The following is a 12,380-nucleotide window of genomic DNA, read 5'->3' on the forward strand; positions in this document are numbered from 1 at the left end:
CCTCACATGACAGCACACGGCACTGACAACGGCGGCCGTGCGCTCAGCCCCCCATCTCCTCGATCTCGCGGATCTCCAGGCCCACCGTCCACTGCGGCGGGTGGACCTCCAGGAACCGCTTCCCCCACTCGATCGCCTCGGCCATGTCCTTGCACTGCATCAGCGCGTAGCCGCCGACGACCTCCTTGGTCTCGGTGAACGGGCCGTCGGTGTACGACAGCTTCCCGTCCGACCAGGTGACCCGGGTGGACTCGGCGGTCGGCTTCAGCCCGGCGGTGTCCAGCATGACCCCCGCCTTGGTGATCTCCTCGAACAGCGCGCCCATGCGCTCCTCGAAGCCGGGGTCGGCGGACGCCATGTCGATGGTGTTCTCCTCGATACGGACCAGGGACAGATAGCGGGGCATGGTCGCTCCTCGGGTTGCGGCGGGGTCTTTCCCCGCTCTCACCCTGTGCGTCGAACGGGAGACTCCCGGATCGACACGCCCCCGGAAAAACTTTTCAGCGCAGCGACTCCCACAGCGCGCCGGCCTCCGGCTCGTCCGGCACCACCCGGTTGCGGTCCCAGGGCGCCTGCACGACCGGCATCATGACCGTCCGCACCCCGTCCGCCGACAGCCCCGTCAGGCTGCGGCCGAGGCTCATCAGCTCGGCGAGCGAGTCCAGGCCGGTGTCGGTGGTCAGGCCGGAGGTCACCGTGTCGGCGACCCGGTAGAGGTGGCCCGGGTCGGTGAGCAGGCCCGCCGAGGAGACCTGCTCCAGCAGGGCCTTGACGAGCTGCTGCTGGAGGGCGATCCGGCCGAGGTCGCTGCCGTCGCCGATGCCGTGGCGGGTGCGGGCCAGGGCGAGGGCCTGCTCGCCGTCCAGCAGATGGGTGCCCGCGTCCAGCCGCAGACGGCTGTCCTCGTCGTCGATGTCCTCGTCGGTGGTGACGGTGACTCCGCCGACGGCGTCCACGAGCCCCGCGAACCCGGCGAAGTCGAGCTCGACGTAGTGGTCCATCCGTACGTCGGTGAGCTCCTCGGCGGTCTTCACCGCGCACACCGGGCCGCCGATCGCGTACGCCGAGTTGAACATCGCCCCCTGGCGCGGCTGCGAGGTGCCTCCGGACGGCAGCGGGCAGGACGGCCGGTCGACCAGGGTGTCGCGCGGGATGCTGACCACGGTGGCCGACGTACGGCCCGGGTCGAGGTGGACGATCATCGCGCTGTCGGAGCGGCCGCCGTCGCTGTCCCCGCCGCCGAGCCGCTGGTTCTCCGCGCCGCTGCGGGTGTCCGAGCCGAGCACCAGGATGTTCAGCGGCCCGCTGTCCACCGGCTCGGCGGACTGCGACGCCGTCGGCCGGGGCGGCCGGTCGTCGCCCAGCGCCTGGTCGATGTCGACGCCCTTGATGTTGTCGTCGAGCCGCCAGTAGGCCCAGGCCGCCGCACCGCCGGCCAGCACCAGCACCCCCGCCAGAGTCAGGCCGACGGTCTTCAGCACTGCCGACCGCCGGCCCGCTCTTCTGCCCTCGTCCTCGTTCCCGCCGCTGCCGTTCCCGTCGCGTCCCGTCACGGGCAGGAACGTACGTCCGAACCATTACGGGCGGGAACGTCACACCGTGTTTTCTTCGGAAAATCTCAGATTTCTCGGGTTGACCCCGGCGGCTGCACCTCAGCCCAGCGTCACCACCGGTGCCGGATTGCTCCCGCTCCACGTGCCGTTGAACCCGAAGGTCACCGAACCCCCGTCGGGAACCGTCCCGTTGTACGAGGCGTTGGAACAGGTGACGGCCGTCCCCGACTGGGTGCAGTTCGCGTTCCAGGCCTGGGTGACGCGCTGTCCGGCTCCGAAGGTCCAGTTCGCCCGCCAGGACGACAGCGAGCCGCCCGAGCAGGAGATCCGCACCTGCCCGGTGAAGCCGGTGCTCCACTGGTTGACGACGCTGTAGACCGCCGTGCAGCCGTCACCCGGAGGCTGGGTCGTGCCGCCGCCCAGCGAGCCGGCGATCGCGTAGTACGCCGGCTTCGGCGCGAAGTTCTCGGTGTACGGCGTCGCCGCGCCGTACCCGTCGAACACGTCCGGGACCCAGGAGTCGGAGTCGGTGAAGCCCCACACCGTCACGCCGACGCACCGGCTGACGGCCACACAGGCGTCCATGACGGCCTTGTAGTCGGCGGCCTGCTGGGCGAGCTTGGCGTCGGTCGCCGGCAGCTGCATCCGGATGTCGAGTTCGGTGATGGCCACGTCCACGCCGAGGTCGGCGAAGCGCTGGATGTTCTGCTGGAGACTGGAGGGCACCTGACCGAGGATCAGGTGCGCCTGCAGGCCCACGCCGTCGATCGGGACGCCGCGCTCCTTCAGCGACTTCACCAGGTTGTACAGGGCGGTGGACTTCGCGTTGACGCCCTCGACGTTGTAGTCGTTGATGTACAGCTTGGCGCCGGGGTCGGCGGCCCGCGCCCAGGTCAGGGCCTGCGCGATGTAGTCCTGGCCGAGACCGTTGGACCAGATCGTGGACCGGTAGGTGCCGTCCTCGTTGAACGCCTCGTTGACCACGTCCCAGGCGGCGATGCGGCCCTTGTAGCGGGTCATCTCGGTGGTGATGTGGTCCTGGAGGATGCTGCTCAACTGCGCCTGGGTCCAGGTGCCGTTGGCCAGCCAGCCCGGGTTCTGGCTGTGCCAGACCAGGGTGTGGCCGCGCACCTGCTGGTTGTGGGCGGTGGCGAAGCTGACGACCTGGTCGGCCGGGGCCCAGTTGAAGCTGCCCCGGCTCGGCTCGACCGACTCCCACTTCATGGCGTTGTCGGGGGTGACCGAGTTGAACTCGCGGCCGGCGATGTCGCCGTAGGTGCCGGTGAGCTTGGCGGGGTTCACCGCCGAGCCGATGACCTTGCCCTTGGCGGCGGCGAGGTCGCGCAGCGGCGTGTCGGCGGCCTGGGCTCCGGGCGCCGCCACGAGCAGGGCGCCGAGCGCGGTGAGTCCGGTGACGAGAGTGACGAGGCCGGATCTGAGGGATCTCATGTGCGGGTGCCTCCGAAAGTTCCGAATGTTTCGGTGGTGCAACCGATTGGCTTCGGAGGAGTGTGGAGGCGCACGCCCCACTCGTCAATAGGTCAACTTCCGGCCAGCGACCCCCAGGAGCACCTCAGACCCCTCCGGGCGCGGCCGTGCTGCTGCGCACCACCAGGCTCGTCGCCAGCTCCACCCGCGTCGCCGCCGGGGCACCCGCGTCCCCGCGCGCCAGCTCCAGCACCAGCCGGGCCGCCGCCTCGGCCATCTCGGTCAGCGGCTGCCGTACGGTCGTCAGCGGCGGGCCCACCCAGCGGGCCACCGGCAGATCGTCGAAGCCGACCACGCTCAGGTCCTCCGGGACGCGCAGCCCCAGCTCGCGCGCGGCCTCGTACAGCCCGAGCGCCTGGAGGTCGTTGCCCGCGAAGACGGCGGTCGGCCGGTCGGGGCGGCGCAGCAGCTCCAGGCCCAGCTGGTAGCCGGCCTCGTGGTGGAAGTCGCCGGTGACGACCAGCGAGGGGTCCACCGGCAGTTCGGCCGTCTCCAGCGCGGCCCGGTAGCCGTCGACGCGGGCGCGGCTGCACATCATCCGCAAGGGCCCGCTGATCGCGCCGATGCGGGTGTGGCCGAGTTCCACCAGGTGCCGGGTCGCGGCGAGGCCCCCCTGCCAGTTGGTGGCGCCGATCGAGGGCACGTCGGAGCCCGGGTCGCCGGCCGGGTCCATCACCACGAACGGGATGGAGCGGCTGGTCAGCAGCGCCCGCTGGGACTCGTCCAGCTCGGACAGCACCAGGATCACGCCGTGCGGGCGGCGGGCCGCGACCTGGTCGGCCCAGGTGCGGCCCGGGGTGAGGCGCCCGGCGATCTCGGAGAGCACCACGCTCAGCCCCGCGTCGCGCGCCACGTTCTCCACGCCCCGGATGACCTCCAGCGCCCAGGCGCTCTCCAGCTCGTGGAAGACCAGGTCGATCAGCGGGGAGCGGGTCGCCTCGGCGCGTCGGCGCCGGTAGCCGTGGGCGCGCAGCAGCTCCTCGACGCGCATCCGCGTCCCGGGCGCCACATCGGCTCTGCCGTTGAGGACCTTCGAAACAGTCGGCGCGGAGACCCCGGCCTCGCGGGCGATCTCGGCGAGGGTCGCGGTCTGCGCCGAGCGGGCTGCCGTATGGGCTTCAGCGGATTCCGGAGCTGTCATGTCGGCGATCGTATCTCTGCGCACGGTCTTGACGGACCCCCTCTGTCGCCATACCTTCCCGGAACATTCGTAATTCAGCCCGAATCTTTCGCTCAGTTCGTTCGACACAGGTTCTGACACTTCCCGGGAGAGGTGCTGTCATGGGGTCCACCACGCCGTCCTCCAAGCCGTCCGACGGCGGACGCACGTTCAGCAGGCGCTGGGTCCTCGGCGCGGGCGCCGCCGCGCTCACCACACCCGCCCTGGCCGCCTGCGGAGACAGCGGCGGCCAGAGCGGAAGCGGCGGCACGCTCACCGCCTTCGTCTACGGCGACGACGCGGTGAAGGTGCAGCAGGCCGCCGTCGACCGCTTCAACGCCTCCGCCGCCGCCAAGAAGACCGGCGGCCGGATCCGCCTGCAGAAGGTGCCCGGCTCCGACTACTCGCCCAAGCTGCGCACGGCCATGGGCTCGCCCAGCGCGCCGGACCTGTTCTTCAACTGGGGCGGCGGCTCCATCAAGGCGTACGAGGAGGCGGGCAAGCTCGTCGACCTCACCGACGTCATAGAGAACGACCCGGTCCTGAAGAGCGGCTTCCTGCCCTCCGTCCTCGCGGCCGGCGACCTCAAGGGGCGCCACTACGGCATCCCGATGCGCGGCATGCAGCCGGTGATCCTCTTCTTCAACAAGACCGTCTTCGCCGAGCAGAACCTCCAGCCGCCCACCACCTGGGACCAGCTGCTCGACATCAACACCAAGCTCAAGAAGGCCGGCATCACCCCGTTCGCGCTCGGCGGCTCCGACGTGTGGCCGGAGCTGATGTGGCTGGAGTACCTGGTCGACCGGCTCGGCGGCCCCGAGGTGTTCAAGCGCATCCAGGACGGCGACGCCGAGGGCTGGGGCGACCCGGCGGTGCTGAAGGCCGCCGAGATGGTCAAGGAACTGATCGACGACGGCGCCTTCGGCTCGAAGTTCACCTCCGTGTCGTACGTCAACGGCGGCGCCCCCGCGGTCTTCGCCCGGGGCAAGGCGGCCATGCATCTGATGGGCTCCTGGGAGTACTCCACGCAGCTCGGCAAGTTCCCCGACTTCGCCAGGAAGAACCTGGGCTGGGCGGCCTTCCCGCAGGTCGAGGGCGGCAAGGGCTCCCCGCGCAACGTGGTGGGCAACCCCACGAACTACTGGTCGGTCAACGCCCGAACCCGCAACAAGGACGCCGCGATCGCCTTCCTCAAGGACTGCGCGTCCAAGGAGTACGCCCGCGCGCTGGTCGCCAACGGCGACGTCCCCACGACGTCGAACGCGGCCCTGCTGCTCGCCGACGCCCCGAACTCCGAGTACGCCCTCTTCCAGTACAAGATGGTCGAGGACGCCCCCGCCTTCACCCTCTCCTGGGACCAGGCCCTCGGTGACGAGCTGGGCACCCGGATGCAGACGGAGATCGGCAAGCTGTTCGCGGGCAAGTCCTCGCCGAGCGAGTTCGTGGCGGCGTGCAAGGGGCTGAAGTGAGCTCCACCAGCCGCTCCCGGGACACCAGCATGCGCTCCCGGAACACCAGGAACCCCCGGACCACCAGGATCCGCCCGCACGCCTCCTGGGCCCTGCCGGGCGTGCTGTTCTTCACCTTCTTCGCCGTCGTCCCGATGGCGCTGGCCTTCTATCTGTCCTTCACCTCCTGGGACGGCCTGGGAGACCCGCGCCCGGTGGGCCTGGAGAACTGGCGGAAGCTGCTCGACGACCCGCGGCTGACCCAGTCCCTCAAGCTCACCGTGATGCTGACCGTGGCCAGCTGGCTGTTCCAGACGGTCGTCTCGCTGCTGCTCGGCGTGTGGGCGGCGGGGCCGCAGCGCAACCGCGCGGTCCTCTCGGCGATCTTCTTCGTGCCGCTGCTGCTGTCGTCGACCGCGGTCGCGCTGCTCTTCTACGCGCTGCTCGACCCGAACTTCGGCATCATCCAGAAGGACATCCTGGGCTCGTCCTCCGGTGCCTTCCTCGCGATCGTCTTCGTCGGCGGCTGGCAGTTCATCCCGCTGCACACCCTGATCTACCAGGGCGGCGCCCGCCAGATCCCGCCGGTCCTCTACCAGGCGGCGGCCATCGACGGCGCCGGACGCTACCGCCAGTTCTTCTCCATCACGCTGCCGCAGCTGCGGCACACCATGACCACCTCCACGGTCCTGATCGTGGTGGGCTCCCTGACCTACTTCGAGACGGTCCTGATCCTGACCAAGGGCGGCCCCGGCACGGACACCGCGATCCTGCCGTACCTGATGTACGAGGCGGGCTTCCGCTCCTACGACTTCGGCTACGCCAGCGCCATCGCCTCCTTCCTGGTCCTGGCCGCCACCGGACTGTCCCTGCTGCTGGTGAAGCTCACCGGCTTCGGCGGCATGCGCAGCACCCGCGAAGGGATGTGACGAGATGTCCCACGACACGCTGCCGCGTCCGGCGAAGACCTCCGGCCGTACGACGCCGCCGGCGGACAAGCCCTCTCGCCGCAGGCGCCACTGGACACGGCGACCCAACCCGGTCGCGGGCGCCGGTGCGCTGATCTGGCTGGTGATCGTGCTGATCCCGGTCTACGCGATGCTCTCCGCGTCCCTGACCGGCCCCGACCAGGCGCTCACCGGCAACCCCCTCAAGCCGCCCGCGCATCCGACCCTCGACAACTACAACACCGTGCTGCACAGCGGCTTCTGGCATCTGCTGAGCAACACCGCGATCGTCGCGGTCGCCGTCGTCGGCATCGTGCTCGCGCTGTGCGTGCCCCTCGCCTACGCCGTCGTCCGCACCCGCGACCGCTGGTCCGGCGCCGCCTTCCGGCTGTTCCTGCTGGGCGTGGCGATCCCCGCGCAGGCGGTGGTCGTCCCGCTGTACCTGCTGATCGCCAAGCTCGACCTCTACGACACCCTCCTCGCGGTCATCCTGCCGACGGCCGCGTTCGCGATGCCGGTCTCGGTGCTGGTGCTCGTCGGCACGCTCCGGGACATCTCGGAGGAGCTGTACGAGGCGATGGCGCTGGACGGGGCGAGCGCGCTCAGGCAGCTCTTCCGGCTGACGATCCCGCTGGCCAAGGGCGGCATCAGCACGGTCGTCATCTACTCGGCGCTCCAGGCCTGGAACGGCTTCCTCTTCCCGCTGATCTTCACCCAGTCCGACGAACCGCGGGTGCTGACCCTCGGCCTGTTCAACTACGTCAGCCAGTTCGGCGTGAACATCCCCGCCCTGCTCGCCTCGGTCGTCCTCTCCGGCATCCCCATCTTCGCCGTCTACCTGGTGGCCCGGCGCGCCCTCGTCGGCGGCCTGATGGGCGTGGGCGGCAAGTGAACCGACGCCAACCCGCCGTCCCACCCGACTCTGACAGGAGTTTCATGACCACCGCCCCCTGGCGCGACCGCGCCCTGCCCGCCTCCGACCGCGTCGACGACCTGCTCTCCCGGATGTCCCTCCAGGAGAAGACCGCCCAGCTGTACGGCGTCTGGGTGGGTGCCGGCACCGACGGCGACGGCGTCGCCCCGCACCAGGACCAGATGAACGCCGACTACGAGTGGGACGAGCTGATCACCCACGGGCTCGGGCAGCTCACCCGGCCCTTCGGCACGGCCCCCGTCGAGGCGGCGGCAGGCGCCCGCTCCCTGGCCGCGGCCCAGCGCACCATCGCCGCCGCGAGCCGCTTCGGCATCCCGGCGATGGCCCACGAGGAGTGCCTGGCCGGCTTCACCGCCTGGGGCGCGACCGCCTACCCGGTGCCGCTCGCCTGGGGCGCCTCCTTCGACCCCGCCCTGGTCGAGGAGATGGCCCGCAGCATCGGCCGCGACCTGCGCACGGTCGGCGTCCACCAGGGCCTCGCGCCGGTCCTGGACGTCGTACGCGATGCGCGCTGGGGCCGCGTCGAGGAGACCATCGGCGAGGACCCCTACCTGGTGGGCACCATCGGCGCCGCCTATGTGCGGGGCCTGGAGTCGGCCGGCATCGTGGCCACGCTCAAGCACTTCGCCGGGTACGCGTCCTCCGCGGGCGCCCGCAACCTCGCCCCCGTGCGCGCGGGTGTGCGCGAGTTCGGGGACGTGACGCTGCCGCCGTTCGAGATGGCGCTGCGCGAGGGCGGGGCGCGGTCGGTGATGGCCGCGTACAACGAGACGGACGGTGTGCCCGCGACCGCCGACGCCCGGCTGCTGACCGAACTCCTCAGGGAGACCTGGGGGTTCACCGGCACGGTCGTCTCCGACTACTTCGGCGTCGACTTCCTGCGCACCCTGCACCGGGTGGCCGCCGGCTCGGCCGAGGCGGCGCACGCGGCCCTCGCGGCGGGCGTGGACGTCGAGCTGCCGACCTTGGACTGCTACGGCGACCCGCTGCTGACCGCCGTGCAGGAAGGCCGCATCCCCGAGGAGCTGGTGGACCGGGCGGCCCGCCGGGTCCTGCTGCAGAAGTGCGAGCTGGGCCTGCTGGACGAGGACTGGCAGCCCGAGGTGCCCGAGTCGGTCGACCTGGACTCCCCCGCCAACCGGGCGCTGGCCCGCCGTCTCGCGGAGCAGTCGGTGGTGCTGCTGGCCGACCCCGATGCCACGCTGCCGCTGCCCCCGGACGCCCGGATCGCGGTGGTCGGCCCGCGCGCGACCGACCCGCTCGCCATGCTCGGCTGCTACTCCTTCCCCTCCCATGTGGGCGTGCAGCACCCCGAGATCCCCATGGGCGTCGACATCCCGACCGTCCTGGACGCGCTGCGCGCCGAACTCCCCGACGCCAAGGTGACGTTCGCCGAGGGCTGCGGGGTGGACACCCCGGACACGGCCGGTTTCGAGGAGGCCGTCGCGCGGGCCACCGAGGCCGATGTGTGCGTGGCCGTGCTCGGCGACCGCTCCGGCCTGTTCGGGCGGGGCACCTCCGGCGAGGGCTGCGACGTGGCCGACCTGCAGCTGCCCGGCGTCCAGGGCGAGCTGCTCGACGCCCTGCTCGCCACCGGCGTCCCGGTGGTGCTGGTGCTGCTCACCGGCCGCCCCTACGCGCTGGGCCGCTGGCACGACCGGCTGGCCGCGACCGTGCAGGCCTTCTTCCCCGGCGAGGAGGGCGGACCCGCGCTCGCGGGCGTGCTGTCCGGCCGGGTGAACCCCTCCGGCCGCCTCCCGGTGAGCGTGCCGCGGGGGCCGGGCGGGCAGCCCTGGACCTACCTCCAGCCGCCGCTCGGGCTGGCCGGGGACGTCAGCAGCCTGGACCCGACGCCGCTGTACCCCTTCGGGCACGGCCGCTCCTACACGACCTTCGCCTGGGAGGACTTCACCGACGGCACGGACATCGCCACCGACGGCTCCCTCGACCTGGCGCTCACCGTCCGCAACACCGGCGAACGCGCGGGCACCGAGGTCGTCCAGCTCTATCTGCACGATCCCGTGGCCTCCGTCACCCGCCCCGACATCCGCCTCGTCGGCTACCACCGCCTCGACCTCGACCCCGGCGAGTCCGCCCGCGTCACCTTCCGCTTCCACACCGACCTGTCCTCCTTCACGGACACGCGCGGCCGGCGGATCGTCGAACCGGGCGACCTGGAGCTGCGGGTGGGCGCGTCCAGCACGGACGTACGGCACACCGTGCGACTGCGGCTGACCGGGGACACGCGCGTCCTGGACGGGACGCGCCGGCTGCGCTGCGAGTCGGAGGCGAGCTGAGCCCGGCGGGCGTCAGCCGACCGACTCGAACCGCCAGCGGTGCACCGCCCGGGTCACCAACTCCCCGTCCGGCTCCGGCAGTTCGGGGAGGTCGGCGTCGTAGGGCGCGTCCCACCAGGTGATGACGAGCACCCGGTCCTGCGGCGCGCGGAAGGTCTCGCGGCGCAGCAGGGGGCCGTCGGCCGGCTCCTGCGCCCGGGCCCAGGCGAGCAGTTCCTCGCCCCGGCCGGGCACGGCACGCGCCTCCCACATCAGGGCGACCGTCACGGGTACAGGTTCTCCTTGCTGACCTCGTGCACATGGTCGTGGCCCGGCACATGAGGGTCCGTCACCGGCAGGGAGGAGTCGGCCGACAGGTCCCAGCTGGAGGCGGCCCGGTTGCGGGCGACCATCTCGGCGCCGAGGGCGGCCACCATCGCGCCGTTGTCGGTGCACAGCTTCGGCCGCGGCACCCGCAGCCGGATGCCCGCCCGCTCGCAGCGCTCCTGGGCGAGCGCCCGCAGCCGCGAGTTGGCCGCGACACCGCCGCCGATCATCAGGTGGTCGACGCCCTCGTCCTTGCAGGCCCGTACGGCCTTGCGGGTGAGCACGTCGACGACCGCCTCCTGGAAGGAGGCCGCCACATCACGCACCGGCACCTCCTCGCCCGCGGCCCGCTTGGCCTCGATCCAGCGGGCCACGGCCGTCTTCAGGCCCGAGAACGAGAAGTCGTACGCCGGGTCGCGCGGCCCGGTCAGCCCGCGCGGGAACGCGATGGCCTGCGGGTCGCCCTCCTTGGCGTACCGGTCGATGACCGGGCCGCCGGGGAAGCCGAGATTCAGCACGCGGGCGATCTTGTCGAAGGCCTCGCCGGCCGCGTCGTCGATGGTGGCGCCCATCGGGCGGACGTCGGAGGTGATGTCGGAGGACAGCAGCAGCGAGGAGTGGCCGCCGCTGACCAGCAGGGCCATCGTCGGCTCGGGCAGCGGGCCGTGCTCCAGCTGGTCGACGCAGATGTGCGAGGCGAGGTGGTTGACGCCGTACAGCGGCTTGCCCAGGGCGTAGGCGTACGCCTTGGCCGCCGAGACGCCGACCAGCAGCGCGCCCGCGAGGCCAGGCCCCGCGGTGACCGCGATGCCGTCGAGGTCACGGGCGCTGACGCCGGCCTCCTTCAGCGCACGGTCGATGGTGGGGACCATCGCCTCCAGATGGGCGCGCGAGGCCACCTCGGGCACGACGCCGCCGAACCGGGCGTGCTCGTCGACGCTGGAGGCGACGGCGTCCGCGAGGAGCGTGGTGCCCCGGACGATGCCGACGCCGGTCTCGTCGCAGGAGGTCTCGATCCCCAGAACGAGGGGTTCGTCAGCCATTGTTCTCGGTTCCTTGTGCGTTCGCTGGGTCGTTCAGGCGCATCACCAGGGCGTCCACGTTCCCCGGCTGGTAGTACCCGCGCCTGAACCCGATGGGTTCGAAGCCGAAGCGTTCGTACAGCCGCTGGGCGCGGGTGTTGTCCACCCGGCACTCCAGCATGACCTCCGAGCACTCGAAGGCGGTCGCCGCGCGCAGCAGCTCGGTCAGCAGCCGCGCGCCGAGCCCGGTGCCCTGCTGGTCGCGGGCCACGGCGATGGTCTGCACATCGCCGAGTCCGCCGGAGGAGGCCAGGCCCGCGTAGCCGACGATCCGCCCGCCGTCCTCGGCGACCACATAGCGGCGAGTGGAGCCGGGGCCCCGCGCATGGGCCAGTTCGGACCAGAACATGCCCCGCGACCAGGCGTCCTCGGGGAAGAGGTCCTTCTCCAGGTCCAGCACGGGGTCGATGTCCCACCAGCGCATCTCGCGCAGTCGCGGGGTCGTCACGGGTGCGGTCACTTGGGGGTGACCACCTTGTAGTTCTTGGGTACCTGCGCGTCCGGCCGGCGCAGATACAGCGGCCGGGGCGCTTCGAGCTCCTCGCCCGCGGCGAGCTTCTCGGCGGCCAGGGACGCCAGGGCCGCGGCCGACACATGCTCGGGCTCATGGGCGCTGGGGAAGGTGTCCGGGTAGAGCAGCGCACCGGCACCCACGGCGGGCAGTCCGGCCACCCGCTCCGCGATGTCGGCGGGCCGGTCGACGGCCGGGTCGGTGAGCCGGGTCCGGGAGTCGGCGTACGTCGCCCAGTAGACCTCCTTGCGCCGGGCGTCGGTCGCCACGACGAAGGGGCCCTTCTCGATGTCGGCGGCGTAGGCGAGGCCGTCCAGCGTGCACACGCCGTGCACGGGCACGCCGAGCGCGAGGGCGAAGGTGTCGGCGGTCATCAGACCGACGCGCAGACCCGTGTAGGGGCCGGGGCCGATGCCGACGACGACGCCGGTGACGGCGTCGAGCTTCAGTCCGGCCTCGGCCAGCACACGGTCCACGGCCGGCAGCAGCAGCTCGCCGTGCCGGCGCGCGTCCACCTGGCTCGACGAGGCGATGACGTCCGTGCCGTCGTGCAGCGCGACGGTGACGGCGGGAGTGGCGGTATCCAGAGCGAGCAAGAGCACGCAAACAGCCTACGGCCCCCACGCTGCGGGCACGGCCGCCCCGGTCGGCCGCG

Annotated in this window: 12 protein-coding genes; 4 read left to right on the plus strand and 8 right to left on the minus strand. The window is 71.8% G+C overall.

Features of this window, described 5'->3' with window-relative positions; translation table 11 throughout:
• Window positions 1-43: 43 nt before the first annotated feature.
• The 4 genes from RKD23_RS15035 to RKD23_RS15050 all read right to left on the minus strand — a co-directional run bounded on the left by RKD23_RS15035 (window position 44) and on the right by RKD23_RS15050 (window position 4,182).
• The gene (locus RKD23_RS15035; RefSeq protein ID WP_424854149.1) at window positions 44-406 is read right to left on the minus strand and encodes a YciI family protein; all 363 of its coding nucleotides are present in this window, start codon (window positions 404-406) and stop codon (window positions 44-46) included.
• Window positions 407-500: 94 nt separating this feature from the next.
• Entirely contained in the window at window positions 501-1,553 is a 1,053-nt protein-coding gene (locus RKD23_RS15040) for an LCP family protein (protein ID WP_424854150.1), read from the minus strand.
• A gap of 99 nt (window positions 1,554-1,652) precedes the next feature.
• Window positions 1,653-3,002 (minus strand): endo-1,4-beta-xylanase, encoded by a 1,350-nt coding sequence (locus RKD23_RS15045; protein ID WP_424854151.1) that lies wholly within the window; start codon window positions 3,000-3,002, stop codon window positions 1,653-1,655.
• A gap of 124 nt (window positions 3,003-3,126) precedes the next feature.
• Window positions 3,127-4,182 carry a LacI family DNA-binding transcriptional regulator gene (locus tag RKD23_RS15050; protein WP_424854152.1) on the minus strand — a complete coding sequence of 352 codons (1,056 nt, stop codon included), beginning with the start codon at window positions 4,180-4,182 and terminating at the stop codon, window positions 3,127-3,129.
• Window positions 4,183-4,322: 140 nt separating this feature from the next.
• Here RKD23_RS15050 and RKD23_RS15055 point away from each other — a divergent pair, with 140 nt between their 5' ends.
• From RKD23_RS15055 to RKD23_RS15070, 4 genes are read left to right on the plus strand one after another with little or no spacing between them, the layout of a single operon-like run.
• Complete coding sequence (locus RKD23_RS15055; protein WP_424854153.1) at window positions 4,323-5,669, plus strand: ABC transporter substrate-binding protein; 1,347 nt, start codon at window positions 4,323-4,325, stop codon at window positions 5,667-5,669.
• 29 nt (window positions 5,670-5,698) lie between these two features.
• Complete coding sequence (locus RKD23_RS15060; RefSeq protein ID WP_424858244.1) at window positions 5,699-6,577, plus strand: carbohydrate ABC transporter permease; 879 nt, start codon at window positions 5,699-5,701, stop codon at window positions 6,575-6,577.
• Between the two features lie 4 nt (window positions 6,578-6,581).
• Window positions 6,582-7,487 (plus strand): carbohydrate ABC transporter permease, encoded by a 906-nt coding sequence (locus RKD23_RS15065; RefSeq protein ID WP_424854154.1) that lies wholly within the window; start codon window positions 6,582-6,584, stop codon window positions 7,485-7,487.
• A gap of 44 nt (window positions 7,488-7,531) precedes the next feature.
• Window positions 7,532-9,826, plus strand: a complete 2,295-nt coding sequence (locus RKD23_RS15070; RefSeq protein ID WP_424854155.1) for a glycoside hydrolase family 3 N-terminal domain-containing protein — start codon at window positions 7,532-7,534, stop codon at window positions 9,824-9,826.
• A gap of 12 nt (window positions 9,827-9,838) precedes the next feature.
• On the opposite strand, the gene RKD23_RS15075 is transcribed toward RKD23_RS15070, so the two are convergent.
• The 4 genes from RKD23_RS15075 to tsaB are packed head-to-tail and all read right to left on the minus strand — an operon-like array spanning window position 9,839 to window position 12,327.
• Window positions 9,839-10,093 (minus strand): hypothetical protein, encoded by a 255-nt coding sequence (locus tag RKD23_RS15075; RefSeq protein WP_424854156.1) that lies wholly within the window; start codon window positions 10,091-10,093, stop codon window positions 9,839-9,841.
• Window positions 10,090-11,175, minus strand: coding sequence for a tRNA (adenosine(37)-N6)-threonylcarbamoyltransferase complex transferase subunit TsaD (tsaD, locus tag RKD23_RS15080; protein ID WP_424854157.1), 1,086 nt, complete (start codon window positions 11,173-11,175; stop codon window positions 10,090-10,092). Before tsaD ends, RKD23_RS15075 begins: the two co-directional genes overlap by 4 nt.
• On the minus strand, window positions 11,168-11,638 hold the full coding sequence (gene rimI / locus RKD23_RS15085; RefSeq protein WP_424858245.1) for a ribosomal protein S18-alanine N-acetyltransferase: 471 nt from the start codon (window positions 11,636-11,638) through the stop codon (window positions 11,168-11,170). The genes tsaD and rimI overlap by 8 nt, the downstream gene beginning before the upstream one ends.
• 32 nt (window positions 11,639-11,670) lie before the next feature.
• The gene (tsaB, locus tag RKD23_RS15090) at window positions 11,671-12,327 is read right to left on the minus strand and encodes a tRNA (adenosine(37)-N6)-threonylcarbamoyltransferase complex dimerization subunit type 1 TsaB (protein ID WP_404043638.1); all 657 of its coding nucleotides are present in this window, start codon (window positions 12,325-12,327) and stop codon (window positions 11,671-11,673) included.
• Window positions 12,328-12,380: the final 53 nt, after the last annotated feature.

This window comes from Streptomyces sp. SAI-170, from assembly GCF_049739565.1.
In the GTDB taxonomy this organism is placed as follows: Bacteria; Actinomycetota; Actinomycetes; order Streptomycetales; family Streptomycetaceae; genus Streptomyces.